This is a genomic window from Nocardioides turkmenicus, assembly GCF_011045035.1.
Classification (GTDB): Bacteria; Actinomycetota; Actinomycetes; order Propionibacteriales; family Nocardioidaceae; genus Nocardioides; species Nocardioides turkmenicus.
The window spans coordinates 147,569-170,210 of record NZ_JAALAA010000001.1 but is presented as its reverse complement, the minus strand read 5'-3'; the positions used below and the strand labels follow the sequence as shown (position 1 = coordinate 170,210).

Sequence of the window (22,642 nt, the reverse complement as noted above, 5' to 3'; positions counted from 1 at the left end):
TAGCCGTGTGTGATGACCTTGGGCGGGAGCGCAACCGTACGAGGTTTGGAGTCGGAGATCTGTGCCCACTGGACCTTTATCGAATGGTCGCCGGCGCGCCTTAGGTCGTTGGCCCTGGGGAGGGCTATCCGAACCAGGTTCGGATAGCCCTCCCCAGGGTTGTGGCCCGGTGCCGAGCATGTGTGACAACTTTTGCGCAATACGTAGCCAATCCGCGCAAAACTCTGCATGATGGACGGACCTCGTCAGGCCCACCCCCACCCTTGGGAGTCACGATGCCGAAGCGTTTCCCCACCGCCCTCCTCGCGTCCGTGACGGCCTTCGCCGGCGTGATCGCGATCGCGCCCGAAAGCCACGCCGCCCCAGTGGTTGCGTTCACCCTGACCTCACCCCTGCTGACCGTCCAGGTGGCCGAGGACTTCCCGGCCGTGCTCGGCTACCGGCACACCGCCGGCGGCGAGATCGGCGGCGCGGCCACGGTGCCCACGGACGTACGCATCAACGGCACAACGCACACGGCGACCGTGACCGGCACCCAGGTAGACGCCGACACCGCGACCTACCGGCTGACCTTCGCCGACCTGCCCGGCGTCGAGCTCGACGCGAAGCTCGAGGTGGCCGTCGACGTCGTCACCTTCGCGGTCACCAAGGTGACCGACACCGCCGAGCACCGGGTCGGCACCCTCGACATCCCGGGGCACGACCTCCTCTCGGTCAGCTCCGACCAGGCCGGCGCCACCGTGAGCACCGCGATCGTGAGCGCGGACCGCACCAAGAACGGCGACACCCACACCGAGGTCACCGCCGACCTGGCCACGACCGCGACGCCGGTCGGGTCTGCATACGCCATCGTCGACACCGACCAGCTGGCCGCCGCCATCGAGACCAACTCGGTCTACGACCAGAGCGGCGGCGACTCGACCAACGAGCGCGGCCGGATCTGGCGCAAGGTCAGCGCCACCGACAACGGCCGCCGGGTCGGGCTGTGGAGCGGCCAGTGGACCTACCGCGCGACGGGCTCGCCCTACACCGAGGAGCTCCCGTGGGCGAAGGTCACCGTCACCCCTGACGCCAACGATGACCAGCGGGTCGACTGGCAGGACGGCGCGATCGCGCTGCGCGACATCCAGCGGCCCATGAATGGCGCGGACGAGACGCCCGAGCGGGTGGTCACCCACATCCCGTTCAACTTCGCCAGCCAGGCGACCCATCCGTTCCTGCGTACGCTCGACGACGTCAAGCGGGTCTCGCTGGCCACCGACGGGCTGGGTCAGCTGGCCGTGCTGAAGGGCTACGGCTCCGAGGGCCACGACTCCGCGCACCCCGACTACGGCGGCAACTACAACACCCGCGCCGGCGGGCTCGAGGACCTCAACACCCTCGCCCGCGAGGGCGAGAAGTGGGGCGCCGACTTCGGCGTCCACGTCAACGCGACCGAGGCCTACCCCGAGGCCAAGACCTTCGACGAGACCCTGGTCAACGAGAACAGCCCCGGCTGGGACTGGATCGACCAGTCCTACTACATCGACCAGCGCACCGACCTCGCGACCAAGAACATCGTCGACCGCTTCGCTCAGCTGCGCCGCGAGACGCACGACAACCTCGACTTCCTCTACATCGACGTCTACTACTCCTACGGCTGGCTGCAGGAGCGGCTCGCTCAGGAGCTGCGCGGGCAGGGCTGGAACATCGGCACCGAGTGGTCCTACCACTTCGAGGAGGACGCGCTCTGGTCCCACTGGGCCAACGACGAGTCCTACGGCGGCGCCACCAACAAGGGCCTGAACAGCCAGATGATCCGGTTCGTACGCAACGGGCAGAAGGACACCTGGAACCCCGACAAGCTGCTCGGGCACACCGAGATCGTCGAGTTCGAGGGCTGGACCGGTGAGAACGACGTCGACGCCTTCTACGACAACATCTGGCGGACCAACCTGCCGACGAAGTACCTCCAGCAGAACCCGATCCTGCGCTGGAGCGCCGACGAGATCGTCCAGGACGGCGGCGTCCGTGTAGTCAACACCGGCTCCACCGCCGCGACGCGGAAGATCTACCAGGACGGCGACCTCGTCCTCGACGGCGACGCCTACCTGCTGCCCTGGAAGGACGACACCAAGCTCTACCACCACAACACCGACGGCGGCCGGACGACGTGGAGTCTCACCGACGAGTGGAGCACCAGCGGTCGGCTCAACGTCTACGAGCTCACCGAGCAGGGCCGGGTCGCGGCCGGCAGCGTGCCGGTGCGTGCCGGCAAGGTCACCCTCGACGCGAAGGCGGGCACGGCGTACGTCCTGACCAAGACCCCCGGCAGCTCGCCCGAGCCGCAGTGGGGCCAGGGCAGCCACGTCGCCGACCCCGGCTTCAACGCCGGCAACCTGGAGGCGTGGCACCCGAGCGGCCCGGCCACCACGGGACGTACCTCGACCGGGCAGCAGGTCGCCGTCCTCGGCGCCGGCGGGCAGGCCGCGATCAGCCAGCGCCTCCACGGCCTGCGCAGCGGCCGCAACGCGCTGGGCGTCTGGGTGGAGGTCGAGCCCGGCCACAGCCGCCCCACCACGGTCACCGTCACCTCCGGCGGGAAGACCTACACCAACCGCGTCGAGCGCTCGAGCGCCAAGAACCTGGTCGCCGCCGACGAGCTGCACAGCACCTACTTCCAGCGGGTCGAGGTGCCCTTCGACGCCGGCCGGGACGGCACCGCGACCGTCAAGATCTCCGCGGCGGCGGGCCCTGGACGCGTCCGCGTGGATGACGTACGCGTCGTCGCGATCGACCGCGACCTGGCTCCCGCCCCTGGGGCGAAGGTCATCGTCCAGGAGGACTTCGAGGAGGTCGTCCAGGGCTGGTCGCCGTTCGTCAAGGGCACCTCGGGCGGCGTCACCGACCCGCGTACGCACCTGGCCGAGCGCCACGAGCCCTACACGCAGAGCGGCTGGAACGGGAAGGTCACCGACGACGTGATCAGCGGCGACTGGTCGCTCAAGTCGCACGCCGAGAACGGCGGTCTCGTCTACCGCACCGTCCCGCAGACCGTACGTCTCGAGCCCGGCCACCGCTACCGGGTCTCCTTCGACCACCAGGCCGAGCGGGACGACGACTACGAGTGGGTGACCGGCTACGACTCGGTCGCGAGCGGCGAGCCGCGCTCGGTCGAGGTCGCTGCCCGCCCGATCGGCCGGGAGGTCGAGACCGCCCGGTTCAGCGACGAGTTCGTGGCCGGCGGCTGCGGTGACTACTGGGTCGGTCTGCGGACCGCCGACGGCAACGGCGCGAACGGCGACATCAGCATCGACGACTTCACCGTCGAGGACCTCGGCGAGGCGGCCGACCAGCCGGCCTGCGCGACCCTCGCCGTCGACGCCGGCGAGGAGAAGCTGCTGCCGGGCGGCGTCAGCGAGGTCACCGCGACGCTGACCAGCGACGAGGCGTCGGCGACCGGCGCCGGGAAGGTCGACCTCGAGGTGCCGGAGGGCTGGACGGCGGAGGCCTCCACCCCGGCGGCCTTCGACTCGCTCGCTCCCGGGGCGAGCCACACGGTCACCTGGAAGGTCACACCGCCGGCCGACGCCGCCGAGTCGAGCTATCGGCTCGATGCTGCTGCGACGTACGAGATCGCGGGTCGGACGCGCACGGTGACCCGCTCCGCCACCGTGCAGACCGCGCCGCCCCCGCCGACCGCGGACACCTACGCCAGCGATCTCGGCTGGATCTCGGGCACCAACGGCTGGGGACCGGTCGAGCGCGACACCAGCGTGGGGGAGAACGCCGCCGGTGACGGCCGGCCGATCACGCTGAACGGCAAGGTCTACGCCAAGGGCTTGGGCGCGCACGCGGTCTCGAAGGTCCGCTACTACCTGGCCGGCAACTGCACCTCCTTCACCGCCGACGTCGGGGTGGACGACGCCCAGACCTCGCGCGGGTCGGTGCGGTTCTCGGTGGTCGCGGACGGGCGTACCGTCGCCGAGACCGGCACCCTCGGGCCGGCCAGCGCGACCGAGTCGGTCACCGCCGACGTCACCGGCGCCGACTTCGTCGACCTGGTCGTGGGCGATGCCGGTGACGGGATCGGCAACGATCACGCCGACTGGGCCGACGCGATGTTCCGCTGCGGCTCCTGAGGCGCCGGAACTGCGTAGGCTGTCCGGGACCCAGGAAGGGGGCCCATGAGACAACAGCGACTCAACCAGCTGCTCGAGCTGATCAGCGAGCACGGGCACGTCACGATCGCGGAGGTCGAGAGCGCGCTCGGTGTCTCGGCGGCGACCGCCCGCCGCGACATCGGGCACCTCGCCGACCAGCGGCTGGTCACCCGGACGCATGGTGGGGCGACGGCGCTCGGGTCGGCGTACGAGCTGCCGCTGCAGTACAAGATCGGTCGCCAGGCCGAGGCCAAGCGGGCGATCGCGGCCGCGGTCGCCGACCTGCTGGTGCCGGGGGAGACGGTCGCGCTCAACGGCGGGACGACCACCAGCGAGGTGGCACGCTCCATCGGGCGCCACCCCGACCTGGCCGAGGACGACAGCATCACCGTCGTCACCAACGCGCTCAACATCGCCTACGAGCTGTCGATCCGGCCCAACGTCAACATCGTGGTGACCGGGGGAGCAGCCCGCACCCAGTCCTACGAGCTGGTCGGTCCGCTGAGCGAGGGGGTGCTGTCGAAGATCCACATCGACACCGCGATCCTCGGCGTCGACGGCATCAGCACTCGCGCCGGCCTCACCACGATCCACCCGGCCGAGGCCAAGATCAGCGCCGACTTCATCGCGGCCGCGCAGCGCACCATCGTCGTGGCCGACAGCACGAAGCTCGAGCATCCGACGTTCGCGCGCATCCGCGATCTCGACTCCGTCTCCATGCTGGTCACCGACCGTGCGGTGCCCGAGCCGCTCGCGAAGGCGCTGGCCGAGCACGGCGCGGAGATCGTCATCGCGACTGAGCGAAAATGATCATTTAGCGCACTTTATTGACAGAAACGCGCAGCGCGTTGGATGATTCGGCTCCAGCCTGGCAACACATCGGAGGGTGACCCGACACCATGACCGCATCCGCACCGACGCATCTCGCCGCCGAGATCGCGACCCAGCCCGCCAACTGGCTGGCGGCCCGTGACACCGCCGAGCGCTTCGCCGACGCGCTGCCGAAGCCGGGGGAGAAGGTCGCGGTCGTCGGCTGCGGCACCTCGCTCTACATGGCCCAGGCGTACGCCGCGCTCCGCGAGGAGCAGGGCCAGGGCATCACCGACGCCTGGACGCCGACCGAGGCCCGGATCGACCGCGGCTACGACCGGCTGCTGGCGATCACCCGGTCCGGCACGACGACCGAGGTCATCGACCTGCTCACCCGGGTCGAGGGACGGATCCCGGCGTCGGTGATCTCGTCCTCGCCCGGCACCCCGGCGCTCGAGGTGGCGGAGCCGATCCTGATGCCCGAGGTGGACGAGAAGTCCGTGGTGCAGACCCGCTTCGCGACCACCGCGCTCGCGATGCTGCGCTGGCACCTCGGTCACGACCTGACCCGGGCCTCCGAGCAGGCCCAGCAGATCATCGACGCCGGTGCGGACGGGTCCGGTCCGGCGCTGACCGCCGACCAGCTCACCTTCGTCGGCCGAGGCTGGACCAACGGGGTCGCGCAGGAGGCGGCGCTCAAGCTGCGGGAGTCGGCGCAGCTGTGGACCGAGTCCTACCCGATGATGGAGTATCGTCACGGCCCGCTCTCGATCAGCGCCCCCGGCCGGGTCGTGTGGGCCTTCGGCGACCTGGTGTCCGGCTTCGCCGAGGACGTCGCGGTCACCGGCGCCGACCTGATCCGCTCCGAGGTCGACCCGCTCGCAGAGCTGGTGCGGGTGCACCTGCTCTGCGTGGAGCGGGCCCGTCGCGCCGGCCTCGATCCGGACGCGCCGCGCAACCTGACGCGCTCGATCATCCTCAGCCCGGCTGCCGCCCCTCCCGCGTGATGCGAGCCCTCGCGTTCGACGTCGGCGGCACCTCGGTGCGAGGCGCCGTGGTCGGGCCTGACGACGTGGTGCTGGCCGAGTCGCGGGTGGCCACCCGGACCGGCCCGGCCGTGCTCGGCGACATCGCGCGGATGGGCGAGGAGCTCCTCGCCGGCCTGAGCCCGGCCGCCCGGGCGGAGGTCTCCGGGGTCGGCGTCGCCTTCCCCGGTCTCGTCGACACCGAGTCCGGCATCTCCCGCCGGGCGGTCAACCTCGGCCTGGTCGACACCCCGGTGGCGGCGCCGCTCGCCGAGCGCCTGGGCCTGCCGGTCACGGTCGTGCACGACACGGCCGCCGCCGCGGGCGCGATCTGGGCCGATGCCGGGTCACCGGCCTCGGCGCTCGTGGCGGTGCTCGGCACGGGTGTTGCTGCGGTGACGTACGTCGAGGGTCGGGCGGTCGTCGGGGTCTCCGGGCAGGCCGGCGAGCTCGGCCACCTGGTGGTCGACCCGGCCGGGCCGCCGTGCGTCTGCGGCCGGCGCGGCTGCGTGGAGGCGCGCGCGGGCGCCCGCGCGATGCTGGAGAGGTACGCCGCGCTGGGCGGCGACACCAGCGACACCAGTGACGCCGGGATCACCGGTGTCGCCGAGCTGGTCGTGCGAGCCGAGCACGACGGACTCGCCGCCGAGGTCTGGTCCGAGGCGATCACCGCGCTGGCCGACGGCTTCCTCGCCGTCGGAGCGCTGCTGGCCCCCGGCGAGATCATCCTGGGCGGCGGCATCGCCGAGGCCGGGGGAGCGCTGCTCGACCCGCTGCAAGCCCGGATGCACGAGCGCGCCGGCGTGACCGCGGTGCCACCCGTACGCCTCTCCTCCCTCGGCGGCCGGGCAGGCCTCGTCGGCGCCGCCAGACTCGCCCTCGCCCCGACGGAGAATCGCGCATGATCCTCACGGTCACCCTCAACCCGGCGATCGACGTGACCTACCGGCTGCCCCGGCTGACCGTGGGCGAGGTCCACCGGGTTGCCGAGGTCACCACCCGGCTCGGCGGCAAGGGCGTGAACGTCGCCCGGGTGCTGCACCAGCTGGGCGAGCCGACGCACGCGATCGGTCTCGCCGACGCCCGGTTCGCGGAGGCCCTCACAGCGGAGCTGCCGTCGACGTTCCTGCCCGAGCTCGAGGACGTACGCCGCGCCCTGGTCGTCGTCGCCGAGTCGACGACCTCGCTGTGGGAGCCCGGCCGGCAGGCGGCGCCCGGCGCCGACCAGCGGCTGCTCGACCTCGTCGAGGCTCGGCTGGCGGCCGCGACGGCCGTCACCGTCTCCGGCAGCCTGGCACCCGGGGTGCCCGTCGACCTGCCGGTGCGGATCGCGCGGCTCGCGGCCGCCGCCGGCGTGCCGGTGCTCCTCGACCTCGACGACGCGGCGCTGGCCGCGGCGGTCGGGACCGGGGCCGTCCTGACCCCCAACGAGGACGAGATCGCGCGACTTCTCGGGCGCGCCCCCGACGACCTGGTGGCCGCGGTCGCCGAGCTCGCCGAGCGCCACGGCGGACCCGTCGTGCTGACCCGCGGCCGGCTCGGCCTGGTCGCGTGCGCCGACGGCGCCTGCTGGGAGGTGAACCCGCCCGCCGGGATCTCCGGGAACCCGACCGGCGCCGGGGACGCGGCCGCCGCGGGGCTCGCCCGCGGTCTCGCCCACGGCAGACCGTGGCCGGAGATCCTGCGCGACGCCGCTGCCCTGGGCGCCGCCGCGGTGGTCGCGCCGATCGCCGGCGAGATCGACGCCGCGACGTACGCGTCGGTCCTGGCGGACATCAAGGTCGGACGAGTCGACAAGGAGGCCTGAGATGCCCCTGGCACCGATGTCCCTGCTGCTCGACCACGCTCGGGGAACCGGTCGCGGGCTGGGCGCGATGAACGTCATCCAGCTCGAGCTGGCCGAGGCGATCGTCGCCGGCGCCGAGCACGCCGGCCGTCCGGTCGTCCTGCAGATCTCGGAGAACACCGCCGACTACCGCGGCGGCCTCGCGCCGTTGCTGGGCGCCACCCTCGCGATCGCGGAGCGCGCCACGGTGCCGGTGTGCGTCCACCTCGACCACGCGACCCGGGTCGAGCTGGTCGAGGAGGCCGTCGAGCTGGGCTGTCCCTCGGTGATGTTCGACGCCTCCAGGCTCGACTACGACTCGAACGTCGCCGCCACCGCCAAGATCGCTGCCTGGTGCCACGAGCGCGGCGTCTCCGTCGAGTCCGAGCTCGGCGAGGTGGGTGGCAAGGACGGCGTGCACGCACCGGGAGCCCGCACCCGGCCGGACGAGGCCACGGCCTACGTCGAGGCCACCGGGGTCGACGCGCTCGCGGTCGCGGTCGGGTCCTCGCACGCGATGACGACGCGCACGGCGTCCCTCGACAACGAGCTCATCACCCGGCTGGCCGACGCCGTCGACGTTCCGCTCGTGCTGCACGGCTCCTCCGGGGTCCCCGACGAGGGCATCGTGGCGGCCGTCCGGGCCGGGATGACCAAGATCAACATCGCGACCCACCTCAACGCGACCTTCACCCGGGCCGTTCGCGAGGCCCTGACGGACGAGGCGAAGGTCGACCCCCGCAAGTACCTCGGCGCCGGCCGCGACGCGGTCGCCGGCGAGGCAGCGCGCGTGCTCGCGCTGATCGGTGGACCGATGGTGGACCGCGCCGTGTGACCTGCGTTACAGTCGCCCTCGACTTCGATTGATTCTGACTAATTAGGGCGTGATGCGATCATGTTCAATCAATTACTCAGACGGTTTCTGGTCGCGGGAGTCGGGTTGGCTGCGGGCCTGGTCGCGCTCAGCCCGGTCAGCTCGGTGGCGGCCGAGGCGACCGGCGAGCTCGGCGACGTCAGCGGCTTCGAGCGCGACGGCGACAGCTACACCTTCGCCTCCGGAGAGGCAGCGCTGCGCGTGACCTTCGAGGACACCGACATGGTCCGCGTACGCCTCGCCCCGAACGGCGAGTTCGACGACCCGGCCAACGAGGACCCCACCGACCCCGCCGCTCCCGACGCCGACATCGTCGTCAAGCGCGACTACCCCGGCGGGCAGTCGCAGGTGAAGGAGACCGACGCGGCGTACGTCATCAGCACGGCGAAGGCCGTGCTCACCGTGACCAAGCGGCCGATCACCCTGCGCCTCACCGACCCGAGCGGGCGGGTGCTGATGTCCGAGGCCTCGCCGCTGACCTGGGACGACAACGGCACCTCGCAGCACCTGGAGCGCGGCGCCGAGGAGCAGTTCTTCGGCGGCGGCATGCAGAACGGCCGGTTCAGCCACCGCGGCGAGACGATCAAGATCTCGCGCGACTTCAACTGGAACGACGGCGGCAACCCCAACGCGGTGCCGTTCTACGTCTCCTCCCGCGGCTACGGGGTGCTGCGCAACACCTTCGCGCCCGGCAGCTACGACTTCGGCGCGCCGACCACGACCACCCATGACGAGCAGCGCTTCGACGCCTACTACTTCGTCGGCGACGCCAAGCGCGTCATCGACTCCTACACCGAGCTGACCGGCCGACCGGTCGCGGTCCCGATGTACGCCCTGGAGGTCGGCGACGCCGACTGCTACCTGCACAACGCCAACCGCGGCGAGCGCGAGACCCTGCGCGACTCGAAGGCGATCGCAGACGGCTACGCCGAGCACGACCTGCCTCTGGGCTGGATGCTGGTCAACGACGGCTACGGCTGCGGCTACGAGGACCTGGCCGAGACCGGCGATATGCTCAACGACCACGGCGCCGAGCTCGGCCTGTGGACCGAGGACGACCTCACCGAGCAGGAGACCGAGGTCAAGGCCGGCGTACGCGTCCGCAAGACCGACGTCGCCTGGGTCGGCCCGGGCTACCGCTTCGCGCTCGACGCCTGCGAGCAGGCCCGCGACGGCATCGAGACCAACAGCGCCGACCGCTCGACCGTGCTCACCGTCGAGGGGTGGGCCGGCACCCAGCGCTGTGCCGCGGTGTGGAGCGGCGACCAGTCGGGGAGCTGGGACTACATCCGCTGGCAGATCCCGACGTACGCCGGCTCCACCATGTCCGGCCAGCACCTCGCCACCGGTGACGTCGACGGCATCTTCGGCGGCAGCGCGGAGACGTACGTCCGGGACATGCAGTGGAAGATGTTCCTGCCGATGACCTACCTGATGAGCGGGTGGGCCGCCTCCGACAAGCAGCCGTGGCGCTACGGCGAGCCCTACACCTCGATCAACCGGAAGTACCTGAGCCTGCACGAGCGGCTGCTGCCCTACTTCTACACGCACACGATGCGGGCCCACCGCAACGGCGTCGGTGCGGTCAAGCCGCTCTACCTCAACTATCCCGAGGACCCGAAGACCTGGGGCGACGCGGTGAAGTACGAGTTCCTCGCCGGGGACGACTTCCTGGTCGCGCCGGTCTACGAGGACAGCACGACCCGCGACGGGATCTACCTCCCCGAGGGCACCTGGGTCGACTACCGGAGCGGCCGGGTCCACCAGGGGCCGACCACGATCGACGGCTACAAGGCTCCGCTGGACACGCTGCCGCTGTTCGTACGCGCCGGTGCGGTCGTGCCGCAGTTCCCGGAGGGCACGCTCGACTGGCAGCAGGGCAAGAAGTCGGGCCGCCTCGACCTGGACATCTACCCGCAGGGCTCCTCGTCGTTCGTGAACTACGAGGACGACGGGCGCAGCCAAGCACACGCCTCGGGCGAGTCCGCCACCCAGAAGTTCCAGGTCGACGCGCCCGAGCAGGGCCGCGGCCGCGTCGTGGTGCGACTGGGCGAGGTCGACGGCTCGTACGCCGGCAAGCCCGCCTCGCGCGAGTACGGGCTCTCGGTGCACGCCGACGCGGAGCCCGGAAGCGTGGAGCTGGGTGGCAAGGAGCTGCCCCAGCGGGGCTCCGCCGCCGAGCTGGAGAACGCGGCGACCGGATGGTTCCACGACGCCGCGACGGGCGTCACGTCGGTGAAGACCGGGAAGCTGTCCACGTCCGCGGCGGCCGTGGTCGCGCTGAACGGCTCCTCCGCCGTCGGCGGCGGCCACCCGGGCGACCGCAACGTGAGCCTCGACGCCACCACCTCCGCGATCGCGGTCGCCGGTGAGGCGGCCGAGGTCAGCGCCACCTTCATCAACGACACCGGATCCCGCGTGCAGCTCGAGTCGGTCACCGCCACCGCTCCCGAGGGCTGGGACGTGCGCGCGGGTGGTCCTGTGTCCGGTGGACTCGCGCCGGGCGCGTCCCGCACCGCGACCTTCAGCGTCACGCCGCCGGCGGATGCGGAACCCGGACGTGTCCAGATCGGCGTCGAGGCGACGTACGTGACCCACGACCGGACCTACACGGTGACCGACTCGGCGACCACGACCGTCGCCCACCCGGACCTGGCCTCGGCGTTCAACAACGTCGGCGTGACCAGGGCCGAGGACCCGGCGCCGGGTGACATCGACGGGGGAGGGAGCAGCTTCCTCGCGAACAAGCTCGCCGAGAAGGGGGTCACGCCCGGAGCGACGGTGAGCGCGAACGGCTTCGACTTCAGCTGGCCGGAGTCGGAACCGGGCACCGCGGACAACGTGGCCTCTGGCGGCGAGACGATCAGGGTCAGCGGGCGCGGCAACGCGCTGGCGTTCCTCGGCACCGGCACCAGCCTGTCGGCGTCGGGGAAGGCGACGGTGCACTACGCCGACGGCACCACCTCCACGGGGACGCTCGGCTTCCCGAACTGGTGCTGTGCGGCGACCGACAGCTACGGCGCCAAGGTGGCCGTCACCACGCTCGGGAAGAACACGCCGAGCGGACCGGCCTACCCGACCGTCTCTTACCGGCTGTTCACCAAGACGCTGCGCACCGACCCGGCCAAGGAGATCGCGGCGGTCACGCTGCCCTCGAACGCGGCGGTGCACGTCTTCGCGATGACGGTCGGCGACGAGGAGATCGTGCCGCCGGCCCTGGCGGACGGCCAGTACTCGCTCGGTAACGTCGGCTCCGGCCTCGCTCTCGATGCCGCCCGCAGCACCACCAACGGGCAGCTGACCACGTCGGCGGTCGGGGCGGCGGCGTCGCAGAAGTGGGTGGTCACCCGGAATGAGGACGACGGCAGCTATCAGCTGAAGAACGCCGGCACCGGTCTGTGCGCCGACGTCGCCTACGGCTCGAGGACGAGCGGCGACCCGGTCGTGGAGTACACCTGCACCGGCACGCCCAACCAGCGCTGGGTCATCGCGGCCGACGGTGCGGCTCTGAAGATCTCCGCCAAGCACAGCGGTCTCAGCCTGGCGGTCCGTGCTGACGGGCTCGTGATCCAGCAGACTGACGCCGGGACGGAGGCCCAGCGCTGGCGGGCGACGCCGAACTAGTGGTGACCGGCGCTTGACCCTGGGGAGGGTTGTCCGAACCTGGTTCGGACAACCCTCCCCAGGGTGCCGCCCTAATCAGCGGGCGAGGGAGTGGAGCAGGCCGGTGACAGCAGCCGCAGCGGCAGTCGGGTCTTGCCTGCGGATCCCGTCCAGGACGGCGGCGTGCTCGTCGGCGAGCTCGTCCGTCTCGTCATCGAGATGGATCATCGTGCGCAGGGTGTCCTCGAAGCCCGCGTAGAGCTCGATGAGGAGCGGGTTGTGGGTCGCCGTGACGACCCCGAGATGGAACTCCGCGTCGGCGTCGACGAAGGCGTCGGCATCCCCGGCCGCGACGGCGGTAGCTCGCCGCTCCATGATTGCGGTCAGTGCCTGTAGGTCGTCGTCGGTACGCCGCTGGGCGGCCAGCGCAGCAGCCTGGGTCTCGATCGCGTGGCGGACCTCGAGGACGTGCTGCAGGTCGACCCGGCCGACCTGGCGTCGCATCATCGCGGCCACCTCGTTGGCGGCGGCGACGTACGTCCCGTCCCCGCGACGCACCTCCAGCAGGCCGGTGTGGGCCAGCGCCCGCACCGCCTCGCGCACGGTGTTGCGGCTGACACCGAGCGCCGCGGCGAGCTCCGGCTCGGGCGGGATGCGGGCGCCGACAGCCCACTCGCCGTCGGTGAGCAGCTCGCGCATGCCGTCGATCGCCTGGTCGACCAGGGAGCGGGGCGTGGTGGTGGAGAGTGGCACCGTGCCGTCCTTTCGTCCAATCATCCTACGTCTGGCATCCTAGGGGGTGTGACCTCCCGACTCCAGTCCCGCCCCGAGTCCCCGTCGACGACCACCGCCGTACGGTCGGCGGCCTGGCTTCTGGTCGCGGTCCTGCTGGTGGCGGCGAACCTGCGCGGCGGCGTCACGTCCCTCGGTGCCCTGCTCGACGGGCTCGACGGGCTCTCGGCCGGCACCAGGTCCTTCCTGACCTCGCTGCCGGTGCTGTGCTTTGCGGTGGTGGGTGCGACCGGGATGACCCTCGCGCGTCGGCTCGGCGTACACCGTGGCCTCGGCGTCGCGCTCGGCCTCCTGGTGGCCGGGCTGCTGGTCCGGGTGATCGGTGACCCCTGGCTGCTGCTGGCCGGCACGTTCGTCGCCTGCGCCGGCATCGCGCTCGCCAACGTACTGCTGCCTGCGGTCGTCAAGGAGGGCTTCCCGGACCGGGTCGGCGCCGTCACGGGTGCCTACAGCGCGATCATGTCTCTGGGCGCGGCGATCGCCGCCGGTGTCACGGTTCCGATCGCCCATGCCGCCGGAAGCTGGCGGGTCGGTCTGGGGGTCTGGGCGCTGCTCGCCGCCCTGGCCCTGCTGGCGTGGGTGCCGCACCTGCGGGACCGCGGCCACCGCCGCGGTGGTGGGACCCGGGTCTCGCTGTGGCGCGAGCCGGTCGCCTGGGCGGTGACGGTCGTGTTCGGCACGCAGTCGCTGTTCGCGTACGTAGTGATGAGCTGGCTGCCCAGCATCTACGCCGACGCCGGCTTCAGCCACGCGATGGCGGGACTGCTGCTCTCGGTGAGCATCCTGGTCGGCGTACCCGTCTTCTTCCTGGCCCCGTCGCTCGCGATCCGCGCGTCGTCCCAGGGTCACCTGATCGCGGTCCTGACCGCGCTCCTGGCGGTCGGCTTCGCCGGGCTCTGGCTCGCGCCCGTCGCGGGCGCGTGGCTCTGGGCGGTGCTGATCGGCATAGGCGGCGCGGTCTTCCCGGTGACGCTGACGCTGTTCAGCATCCGCACCGCGACCACCGCCGGCACCACCGCGCTGTCCTCGATGGCGCAGAGCATCGGCTACCTGCTCGCCGCCGGTGGCCCGTTCGTCGTCGGCCTCCTCCGCGAGTCCACCGGCTCGTGGTCGGTGCCGATCGCGCTGCTGCTCGGTGTCGGGGCCGTCCAGATCGTCGCCGGGTACGTCGCCGGCCGCCCGGTCGTCATCGGAGGCTCGGCCGAGGACTAAGCCTCTGGCTAGGGCGCCGAACCTCGGTTACACTTGCACCAGTTGGCTTCAGATGAGTGTAGGGAGGCTCTGAGATGTCGGAGATGCTGAATGACGACGTACGGATGCTCCGTGCAGCACTTGATGACGCGGACGAGACGGTGCATGTCTCCTTGAGTCTGCCGCGCGCCAGCGCGGAGAAAGTGCTGGCGCTCCTGGATGCCGAGCGTACGTCTGGTGCTGTGGTCGTGCCGATCAAAGAGGCGTTCACGACGACGGAGGCAGCCAGTTTCCTCGGGGTCTCGCGCCCGACCTTGATGAAGATGATCGCTGCCGGCGACATCGAGCACGTCATGGTGGGTTCTCACCATCGGATCCCGGCTGAGCCGCTGGTGGCGTTCGAGCGCGCAAGGCGGGCCCGACGGGCGAAGGCGGCGGATGCTCTGGCCGAGTTCTCGAACGAGATCGGTTTCGTCGATTGACCTTCAGTGTCGTCCTCGCGGACGCCAACATTCTCTACTCCCGCACGCTTCGGGACTACTTCCTGTACGCCGCCGACGCAGGCGCGATCGAGATCCACTGGTCCCAGGAGATCTTGGATGAGATGTCCCGCAACCTGCGGGCCAGCCTCGGCCTTGATGTCGAGGACACCGACCGGCTCGAAGAGCTGATGAACGCTTACCTGGAGTATGCCCTCATCGACGTCACCACCGACGCGGCCAACGATGTCGCAGACGTCGAGATGGATGCGAAGGATCGACACGTTCTGGCGGCCGCGATCTCGGCGGACGCCGACATCCTCCTCACCGACAATGTTCGGCACTTTCCGAAGTCATGGATGGACGAGCGTGGCATCGAGCTGATCGGCTCCGGCGACCTGGTCGTCCGCCTCGCCGATTCGATGCCGGCCAAGATGCGGCTGGCGCACGAGATGACTCTGAGACACTCGAAGAAGGACGAAGGGGACCTGCTCGCCACACTCGCGCGATGCGCGGGTGACCGTGCGGCCGCTGCGGTTCGGCGGGCAGTTGCTGGTGATTGACCGACACGTCGGTTCTTCCACGCATACGTCGGCGGGCCCGCGATACTGCTGGACATGACGACAACCGCGGAGCGGACGGATCGGGTCGGGCTCTCGGTCGTGGCGGTGGTCATCGTCCTGGCTGCCGAGGTCGTGCGCTCGGTGGTCATGGACCGGCTCCGCTGGGAGGTCGGGTATCCCGAGATGTTCGCGGTCCAAGGTGCCTCGATGACGCTCGTCCTCATGGCGTACGCAGCGGTGCTGATCTGGCGTGGACGCACGCTCGTGCGTCGTCTCACTGCCCCGCTCCTGGTGCTTCCGACGTGGCTGAGCCAGATGTCCGTGCTGGTCGTCCTCTTCATGCTGACGCGTGGTCCGGTCGACCTCGTGCGCACCGAGTGGTGGATGGTGCTGACGCGGGTCCTGTTCGTGATCTCGGTGGTATGCCCGGTGGTCGCATGGGGCGTCGCTCGACGCCGAGGCACTCTATGGCTGATCGGCCTCCTGGTCCCGGTCGGTCTCGCGGTCGGGTGGCTGGCGGGGCGATCGAGGTTGGATGCGTCGTTGCCTCCCCAGGCACTGAGCACCGACCTGGTCTTGACCGCCTCGGTCTTGGTCATCCCGATCCTCGGCTGCCTCGCCTGCTGGGGCATCGAGGCCCTGTCGCGCCGACGGGCATGAGATCAGGATCGTAGTCCGGATTTCTTTGCGTCCTTGGGCAAATTCGGATCGATCGGGGTGACCCGCACGCCGAGCGCGGCGTGGGCGTAGCTGGCCAGCTGCTGCTCGGCCCGCTCGAGACTGAGTGACGAGTTGTGGGCGAGCAGGTGGAGGCCGAACGCGTCCTCCAGGGCCACGAAGTTGCGGGCGATGGCCTCGGCCGAGTCGGTCAGCGTGAAGGCGCCCGTGGCGCGGCCGACCTCGAGCACGGCGGTGTAGAGCGAGACCTCGCGGTCGAAGAGCAGGGTCATCAGGGTGGCGTGCATCGGGCTGCGGCTCGCGTTGACCGAGATCTCGTCGAGGACCTGGCTCAGGAGGAGGTCCTCACCTCGGGGAAGACCGGAGTACATCAGGCGGCCGAGCTTCTCGGCGGGGGAGAGGTCGCCCCCGATCGCCCGCTGACGTGACCAGTAGTAACGGTCGGTCGCGGCTTGGTGGGCGGCCTCGATGAGGCCGTCGAGCTCGGGGTAGTAGTAGGCGATCAGGCGCGGCGAGATGCCGGCCTCGGCGGCGATGTTCTTCATCGTGGCGCCGGCCAAGCCGTGGGCGGCGATGACGGTGAGCGTTGCCGCGGTCAGGTGTTCGCGCCGAGCGGCCTGGTCCTTGCGTCGAGCCATGCTCAACCGTAACGCGTGTGTGAAATCTGCGGGCGATTGATTGACACCTGGTGTGGCGAGGCTCATATTTGCGGTGAAGCGCAAAGAAAGGATTTGCTTGTGCGTACCCACCAGGACTGGCGAGAGATCGCCGCCGAGGTCCGCCCCCGGACCCGAGCGTTCGTCGGCGGCCGTTCCGTCGACACTGCGGAGGGCTCCTTCGAGAACCGCAACCCCGCGACCGGCGCCCTGCTCGCCGAGGTCGCCGACGCCGGCGCCGCCGGGGTCGACGAGGCCGTGCGCGCGGCGCGCGCTGCGTACGACGACGGCGGCTGGTCGCGGGCGGGGGTCGCCTTCCGGCGGGAGCGGATGCTCCGTTTCGCCGACCTCCTCGCCGACCACGCCGCCGAGCTGGCGGTCCTGGACTCGCTCGACATGGGCAAGCGGGTGGTGGATGCGTACGACCTCGACCTGCCGTTCTCGGTGAACCTGTTCCGCTACTACGCCGAGGCGATCGACAAGATCAACGACGAGGTCGCGCCCACCCCGCCGGGCACGACCGCCCTGATCCGCCGCGTCCCGCTCGGCGTCGTGGGCGCCGTCGTGCCGTGGAACTACCCCGTCGACATGCTCGCCTGGAAGGTCGCCCCGGCGATGGTGGCCGGCAACAGCGTCGTGCTCAAGCCCGCCGAGCAGTCCCCGTCCTCGGCGCTGCGGATCGCCGAGCTCGCCAGCGAGGCCGGGATCCCGGACGGCGTCCTCAACGTCGTCCCCGGACTGGGTGAGACGACCGGCAGGGCTCTCGGGCTCCACCCGGGCGTCGACGTGCTGGCCTTCACCGGCTCGACCGAGGTGGGGGCGTACTTCCTGCAGTACGCCGGGCAGTCGAACCTCAAGCAGGTCTGGCTCGAGTGCGGCGGCAAGAGCCCGCACGTCGTCTTCGCCGACGCCGAGGACCTCGCCGCCACGGCCAAGCAGACCGCCTTCGGCATCTGGTTCAACCAGGGCGCGGTCTGCTCTGCGCACTCCCGGGTCCTGGTGCAGCGCGAGGTCCACGAGGAGTTCGTCGACCTCGTCGCCAAGGAGGCCGAGGCGTACGCCCCGGGCGACCCGCTCGACCCGGCCGCCGGGATGGGCGCGATCGTCTCGCCCGAGCAGACCGACCGGATCATGGAGTTCGTCGACGGCGCCAGGGCCTCAGCCGCCCGGCTCGTCACCGGCGGCGACCGGATCACCCGCGACGGCAGCGACTGCTACGTCCAGCCGACCGTCTTCGACGACGTCGACCCGGCCTCGACCCTCGCTCGCGAGGAGGTCTTCGGTCCGGTCCTCGCGGTCACGCCCTTCGACACCGAGGACGAGGCCGTCACGCTCGCCAACGACACCGCCTACGGCCTGGCCGCCTCGGTCGCGACCGGCAGCCTGAGCCGCGCGCACCGGCTCGCCGAGCGGATCCACGCCGGCACGGTGACCGTCAACGGCGTCGACGCCTTCAGCGCCTGGACCCCGTTCGGCGGGTTCAAGGGGTCCGGCTTCGGGCGCGACCTCTCGCTGCACGCCCTCGACAAGTACGTCGGTCTCAAGACCGTCTGGATCAACCACTGACCGCCAGCCCGACCGGCCATCCACCACAGCCAGGGACACACCATGACGCAGACCAACCAGCCGACCGCGCTCGCGGCCGAGCAACAGACACATCTCCGCAAGACGCTGCGACGCTTCGACATCGTCTTCCTGCTCATCGCCGCCGTCGTCGGCCTCGAGACCCTCGGGCAGGTCTCGCTCTACGGCGCCGAGGCGTTCACGTGGGCGCTCGTGCTCGCGATCTTCTTCCTCGTGCCGTACGGCCTGATCTTCGCCGAGACCGGCGCGGCCTTCAGCGAGGAGGGCGGGGCCTACACCTGGGTCCGCGACGCCTTCGGGCGTCCGGCCGCCGCCGTGGCGGCGATCCTGACCTGGATCACCCAGCCGGTGTAGGTCGGCGGCTCGATGGCCTTCCTCGCGGCCGAGACCGTGAGCGTCCACATCACGCCGCTGGAGCACGGCTCGGTCGGTGACTACGTCTTCAAGATCGTGTTCATCTGGATCACCGTCGTCGCGGCGATCGCCAGCCTCAGCAAGGGCAAGTGGCTGCCGACCAGCGGCGCGATCCTCAAGGTCGGCCTGCTCGCCTTCTTCGTGTTGACCACGATCATCTACGCCGCGAGGAACGGTGTCGTCGGCCTCAGCGGTGGCGACTTCAGCCCGACGCTGCTCGGCCTGTTCGGCTCGGTGCCGATCCTGCTCTTCGCCTACCTCGGCTTCGAGTCCTCCAACAGCGCCGCCGGGGAGATGGAGAACCCGGCCCGCGACGTACCGGTCTCGATCTTCCGCTCCTGCGCCACCGCCGCGGTCTGCTACCTGGTGCCGATCTTCGCGATCCTGCTCGTCGTCCCCAGCGACGACATCACCGGCATCGGTGGGCTGCTCGACGCCGTCGGCACCGTCTACTCCGTCTACGGCCCCGCGGCCGAGCCGCTGCTCGCCCTGACCGCCGTCGTCTTCGTCTACATCCTGATGAGCCAGGGCGCCGCATGGATGATCATTTCCGACCGGATGCAGGCGATGACCGCCGCCGACGGCTCCTTCTTCGGCGGGTTCTTCGGGCGCTTCCACGAGGGCCTGGGCACCCCGGTCCGGGTCAACCTGCTCTCCGGCGTCGTGGCCACCGCCTTCCTGCTGGTCGCCATGCAGGTCACCGGTGACGGAGCCTCGATCTTCGGCGTCGTGCTCACCATCTCCATCTCGACCTTCCTGCTCAGCTACCTGCTGGTGATCCCGGCTGCGATCCGGCTGCGAACCCGCTACCCGGAGCGTCCGCGCCCGTTCCGCGTTCCCGTCTCCGACCGCGGCTTCGCGGTGCTTGGCTGGCTGGCCTTCGCCTGGATCCTGCTCGGCTCCTGGGTCGCCGTCTTCCCGGGCACCCTGGAGCGGCTCTTCGGCGAGACGTACCCGTTCGAGGAGATCTGGGGTGTCAGCCAGCTGACCTTCGAGGTCTTCACCCTCGGCACCCTCGGCTTCCTGCTCCTGCTGTGCGCCGTCGGGTACGTCCGAGGTGCCCGCGTCCGCGCCCAGGTCGGCGCGCCCGTCCCGTCCGTTCCCGCCAAGGAGCCCACCCGATGACCGCTGCCCCGTACGACATCCTGTTCGAGCCCGTCCAGATCGGGCCGTTCACGACCAAGAACCGCTTCTACCAGGTGCCCCACTGCAACGGGATGGGCTACCGCGACCCCAGCGCCCAGGCGGCGATGCGCAAGATCAAGGCCGAGGGCGGCTGGTCGGTGGTGTGTACCGAGCAGGTCGAGATCCACGCGACCTCCGACATCGCGCCGTTCATCGAGCTGCGGATCTGGGACGACCAGGACCTGCCCGCGCTCAAGCGGATCGCGGACGCGATCCACGAGGGCGGCGGCCTGGCCGGCATCGAGCTCGCCCACAACGGCATGAACGCGCCCAACCAGCTCAGCCGTGAGACCCCGCTCGGCCCCGCGCACCTGCCGGTCGCTCCCGACACGATCGCTCCGGTCCAGGCCCGCGCGATGTCGCTGCAGGACATCGCGGACCTGCGCCGCTGGCACCGCAACGCCGTCCGCCGCTCGCTCGAGGCCGGCTACGACATCGTCTACGTCTACGGCGCCCACGGCTACGGCGCCCCGCACCACTTCCTCTCGCGGCGCTACAACAACCGCACCGACGCGTACGGCGGCACGCTGGAGAACCGGATGCGGCTGCTGCGCGAGCTGCTCGAGGACACGATCGAGGAGGTCGCAGGCAAGGCCGCCGTGGCCTGCCGGATCACGGTCGAGGAGGAGATCGACGGCGGCATCACTCGCGAGGACATCGAAGGCGTGCTGCGCGAGCTCGGCGAGCTGCCGGACCTGTGGGACTTCGCCATGGGCAGCTGGGAGGGCGACTCGGTCACCTCCCGGTTCGCGCCGGAGGGCCGTCAGGAGGAGTTCGTCGCCGGGCTGAAGAAGCTGACCACCAAGCCCGTCGTCGGCGTCGGCCGGTTCACCTCGCCCGACGCGATGGTGCGCCAGGTCAGGGCCGGCATCCTCGACCTGATCGGCGCGGCCCGCCCGTCGATCGCGGATCCGTTCCTGCCCAACAAGATCCGCGACGGCCGGCTCAACCTGATCCGCGAGTGCATCGGCTGCAACATCTGCGTCTCCGGCGACCTCACCATGTCGCCGATCCGCTGCACCCAGAACCCGAGCATGGGGGAGGAGTGGCGTCGCGGCTGGCACCCGGAGAAGATCCGTGCCAAGGAGAGCGACTCGCGCGTGCTGATCGTCGGCGCGGGCCCCTCCGGGCTGGAGGCCGCGCGTGCCCTGGGCCTGCGGGGCTACGACGTGGTGCTGGCCGAGGCCGGCCGCGACCTCGGCGGCCGGGTGACGCAGGAGTCCGCGCTGCCGGGACTGTCCGCGTGGGGCCGGGTCAAGGAGTACCGCGAGGCCGTCCTCGCCGATCTCCCCAACGTCGAGATCTACCGCGAGAGCCCGATGGCGGCCGCGGACATCGTCGAGTTCGGCTTCGAGCACGTCATCACCGCCACCGGGGCAACCTGGCGCACCGACGGCGTCGCCCGCTTCCACACCACCGCGATGCCGATCGCCGAGGGTGCGCAGGTGCTCGGGCCCGACGACCTCTTCGCCGGCCGCCTGCCCGACGGCAAGAAGGTCGTCGTCTACGACGACGACCACTACTACCTGGGCGGTGTCGTCGCCGAGCTGCTCGCGCAGAAGGGCTATGACGTCTCGATCGTCACCACCGGCTCGCAGGTCTCCTCGTGGACCAACAACACCTTCGAGATCAACCGGATCCAGCGCCGCCTGATCGAGAACGGCATCACCCGGGTGACCGACCACGCGGTCGTGTCCGTCGGGACCGGCGGCGTCCGGGTCCAGGACGTGTACGCCGGCGCCGAGCGCGACCTCGACTGCGACGCGGTCGTCATGGTGACCGCCCGGCTCCCGCGCGAGGAGCTCTACCTCGACCTGGTGGCGCGTCGCGACGCCGGTGAGATCGCCTCCGTACGCGGCATCGGCGACTCCTGGGCGCCCGCGACGATCGCGGCCGCGGTGTGGTCCGGTCGCCGCGCGGCCGAGGAGTTCGACGCCGTCCTGCCGTTGAACGACGAGGTGCCGTTCCGGCGCGAGGTCACCCAGCTGGCCTGAGATCGAGCTCGAGGATCCGGTGGTCCGAGACCTCCGGCTCCGCACGGACCCGGAAGCCCGCGACGGCTTCCGGGTCCGAGACGAGCAGATAGCTCGCATGTCGCACCGGCTTGGGGTACGACGACGTGCGGGTGTCGGCCGTGCCGACCAGGTCGTGCAGCCCGATGTCGCGCAGCACGTCGAAGGTGGCGCTGTCCGGCAGCAGATTGAGGTCGCCGGCCACCACCACGAGGTCGCCGGGAGCCCAGGTCGCCTCGACGAAGGCAGCGAGCCGCTCGGCCTGCTCGCGCCGGGCCGGAGTGTCGCCCTTGCCGGCCGGGTCGCGCAGGCCGTGCAGCTGCACGACGCAGACGGTGCGACCGGCCGTACGGTCGACGACCCGCACCGCCTGCACCGCGCGTGGGCGGTCAGTGACGGTCCACTCGTCGTGGTCGACGAAGCCGCCGTGCACGAACGCGCTCGCCATGCCGATGAGCGGCAGCTCCTCGCTGACGTACGTGCCGAGGCCGAAGTCCTGCTGGTGTCGGCGACCCTCGCCGTCGGTCACCGGCCCGGCGTCGCTGGCCAGGAACAGGCCCTCGTGCGACGGCAGCAGGCGGCGGACGTCGTCGTGCAGGTTCGCCCGCTGGGGGAGCGACCGCTCACCGTCGGCGAAGGACGTCCAGCCGGACAGGCCAGCCGTGCGGGTCACCTCCTGGAGGCAGACGACGTCGGCGGCGGTGGTGCACAGCCAGGCCGCGAGGTCGTCGTACCGGGCGCCACCCCACGCGTTGACCGAGACGATGTGCATGCGCGGAGTCTGTCAGACGGCGTGCCGGCCCCAGGCC

The 22,642-nt window shown here is 70.9% G+C and carries 16 protein-coding genes and 1 pseudogene; 14 read left to right on the top strand and 3 right to left on the bottom strand.

Annotation, left to right across the window (positions count from 1 at the left end; genetic code table 11):
* The first annotated feature begins 275 nt into the window (after positions 1–275).
* The 7 genes from G5C66_RS00830 to G5C66_RS00800 all read left to right on the top strand — a co-directional run bounded on the left by G5C66_RS00830 (position 276) and on the right by G5C66_RS00800 (position 12,300).
* Positions 276–4,121 (top strand): endo-alpha-N-acetylgalactosaminidase family protein, encoded by a 3,846-nt coding sequence (locus G5C66_RS00830; RefSeq protein ID WP_165108759.1) that lies wholly within the window; start codon positions 276–278, stop codon positions 4,119–4,121.
* Between the two features lie 45 nt (positions 4,122–4,166).
* The gene (locus tag G5C66_RS00825; RefSeq protein ID WP_165108757.1) at positions 4,167–4,952 is read left to right on the top strand and encodes a DeoR/GlpR family DNA-binding transcription regulator; all 786 of its coding nucleotides are present in this window, start codon (positions 4,167–4,169) and stop codon (positions 4,950–4,952) included.
* A gap of 89 nt (positions 4,953–5,041) precedes the next feature.
* A complete protein-coding gene (locus tag G5C66_RS00820) occupies positions 5,042–5,959 on the top strand; it encodes an SIS domain-containing protein (protein ID WP_165108755.1) in 918 nt (305 codons plus the stop codon).
* A complete protein-coding gene (locus G5C66_RS00815; RefSeq protein ID WP_165108753.1) occupies positions 5,959–6,882 on the top strand; it encodes an ROK family protein in 924 nt (307 codons plus the stop codon). The genes G5C66_RS00820 and G5C66_RS00815 overlap by 1 nt, the downstream gene beginning before the upstream one ends.
* The gene (locus tag G5C66_RS00810) at positions 6,879–7,784 is read left to right on the top strand and encodes a 1-phosphofructokinase family hexose kinase (RefSeq protein WP_165108751.1); all 906 of its coding nucleotides are present in this window, start codon (positions 6,879–6,881) and stop codon (positions 7,782–7,784) included. The genes G5C66_RS00815 and G5C66_RS00810 overlap by 4 nt, the downstream gene beginning before the upstream one ends.
* A 1-nt stretch (position 7,785) precedes the next feature.
* Positions 7,786–8,637 (top strand): class II fructose-bisphosphate aldolase, encoded by an 852-nt coding sequence (locus G5C66_RS00805; protein WP_165108749.1) that lies wholly within the window; start codon positions 7,786–7,788, stop codon positions 8,635–8,637.
* Positions 8,638–8,742: 105 nt separating this feature from the next.
* Complete coding sequence (locus tag G5C66_RS00800) at positions 8,743–12,300, top strand: TIM-barrel domain-containing protein (RefSeq protein ID WP_241248108.1); 3,558 nt, start codon at positions 8,743–8,745, stop codon at positions 12,298–12,300.
* Positions 12,301–12,375: 75 nt separating this feature from the next.
* On the opposite strand, the gene G5C66_RS00795 is transcribed toward G5C66_RS00800, so the two are convergent.
* On the bottom strand, positions 12,376–13,032 hold the full coding sequence (locus G5C66_RS00795) for an FCD domain-containing protein (RefSeq protein WP_165108745.1): 657 nt from the start codon (positions 13,030–13,032) through the stop codon (positions 12,376–12,378).
* Positions 13,033–13,080: 48 nt separating this feature from the next.
* Between G5C66_RS00795 and G5C66_RS00790 the strand changes: the two genes are divergently transcribed.
* The 4 genes from G5C66_RS00790 (at position 13,081) to G5C66_RS00775 (ending at position 15,964) form a co-directional block, all read left to right on the top strand.
* Entirely contained in the window at positions 13,081–14,283 is a 1,203-nt protein-coding gene (locus G5C66_RS00790) for an MFS transporter (RefSeq protein WP_206443572.1), read from the top strand.
* Between the two features lie 74 nt (positions 14,284–14,357).
* Positions 14,358–14,744, top strand: a complete 387-nt coding sequence (locus tag G5C66_RS00785; RefSeq protein ID WP_165108743.1) for an excisionase family DNA-binding protein — start codon at positions 14,358–14,360, stop codon at positions 14,742–14,744.
* Positions 14,741–15,304, top strand: coding sequence for a PIN domain-containing protein (locus G5C66_RS00780; protein ID WP_165108741.1), 564 nt, complete (start codon positions 14,741–14,743; stop codon positions 15,302–15,304). Before G5C66_RS00785 ends, G5C66_RS00780 begins: the two co-directional genes overlap by 4 nt.
* Before the next feature lie 54 nt (positions 15,305–15,358).
* Entirely contained in the window at positions 15,359–15,964 is a 606-nt protein-coding gene (locus G5C66_RS00775) for a hypothetical protein (RefSeq protein ID WP_165108739.1), read from the top strand.
* A gap of 2 nt (positions 15,965–15,966) precedes the next feature.
* Here G5C66_RS00775 and G5C66_RS00770 read toward each other — a convergent pair whose 3' ends face one another.
* On the bottom strand, positions 15,967–16,620 hold the full coding sequence (locus G5C66_RS00770; RefSeq protein WP_165108737.1) for a TetR/AcrR family transcriptional regulator: 654 nt from the start codon (positions 16,618–16,620) through the stop codon (positions 15,967–15,969).
* A 99-nt stretch (positions 16,621–16,719) separates the two neighbouring features.
* Between G5C66_RS00770 and G5C66_RS00765 the strand changes: the two genes are divergently transcribed.
* The 3 genes and pseudogenes from G5C66_RS00765 (at position 16,720) to G5C66_RS00755 (ending at position 21,815) form a co-directional block, all read left to right on the top strand.
* A complete protein-coding gene (locus G5C66_RS00765) occupies positions 16,720–18,204 on the top strand; it encodes an aldehyde dehydrogenase (protein WP_338144023.1) in 1,485 nt (494 codons plus the stop codon).
* Between the two features lie 42 nt (positions 18,205–18,246).
* Positions 18,247–19,761 (top strand): annotated as a pseudogene (locus tag G5C66_RS00760) (APC family permease).
* Positions 19,758–21,815 carry an oxidoreductase gene (locus tag G5C66_RS00755; protein WP_165108733.1) on the top strand — a complete coding sequence of 686 codons (2,058 nt, stop codon included), beginning with the start codon at positions 19,758–19,760 and terminating at the stop codon, positions 21,813–21,815. The pseudogene G5C66_RS00760 and the gene G5C66_RS00755 overlap by 4 nt, the downstream one beginning before the upstream one ends.
* On the opposite strand, the gene G5C66_RS00750 is transcribed toward G5C66_RS00755, so the two are convergent.
* Positions 21,799–22,605 (bottom strand): endonuclease/exonuclease/phosphatase family protein, encoded by an 807-nt coding sequence (locus tag G5C66_RS00750; protein ID WP_165108731.1) that lies wholly within the window; start codon positions 22,603–22,605, stop codon positions 21,799–21,801. The two genes, G5C66_RS00755 and G5C66_RS00750, sit on opposite strands and share 17 nt — an antisense overlap.
* Between the last annotated feature and the right edge of the window lie 37 nt (positions 22,606–22,642).

Excerpts from the sequence above, each read along its gene's own strand:
- G5C66_RS00830 (WP_165108759.1), top strand. The coding sequence starts at position 276 with ATGCCGAAGCGTTTCCCCACCGCCCTCCTCGCGTCCGTGACGGCCTTC.
- G5C66_RS00825 (WP_165108757.1), top strand. The coding sequence starts at position 4,167 with ATGAGACAACAGCGACTCAACCAGCTGCTCGAGCTGATCAGCGAGCAC.
- G5C66_RS00820 (WP_165108755.1), top strand. The coding sequence starts at position 5,042 with ATGACCGCATCCGCACCGACGCATCTCGCCGCCGAGATCGCGACCCAG.
- G5C66_RS00815 (WP_165108753.1), top strand. The coding sequence starts at position 5,959 with ATGCGAGCCCTCGCGTTCGACGTCGGCGGCACCTCGGTGCGAGGCGCC.
- G5C66_RS00810 (WP_165108751.1), top strand. The coding sequence starts at position 6,879 with ATGATCCTCACGGTCACCCTCAACCCGGCGATCGACGTGACCTACCGG.
- G5C66_RS00805 (WP_165108749.1), top strand. The coding sequence starts at position 7,786 with ATGCCCCTGGCACCGATGTCCCTGCTGCTCGACCACGCTCGGGGAACC.
- G5C66_RS00785 (WP_165108743.1), top strand. The coding sequence starts at position 14,358 with ATGTCGGAGATGCTGAATGACGACGTACGGATGCTCCGTGCAGCACTT.
- G5C66_RS00775 (WP_165108739.1), top strand. The coding sequence starts at position 15,359 with ATGACGACAACCGCGGAGCGGACGGATCGGGTCGGGCTCTCGGTCGTG.
- G5C66_RS00770 (WP_165108737.1), bottom strand. The coding sequence starts at position 16,620 with ATGGCTCGACGCAAGGACCAGGCCGCTCGGCGCGAACACCTGACCGCG.
- G5C66_RS00755 (WP_165108733.1), top strand. The coding sequence starts at position 19,758 with ATGACCGCTGCCCCGTACGACATCCTGTTCGAGCCCGTCCAGATCGGG.
- G5C66_RS00750 (WP_165108731.1), bottom strand. The coding sequence starts at position 22,605 with ATGCACATCGTCTCGGTCAACGCGTGGGGTGGCGCCCGGTACGACGAC.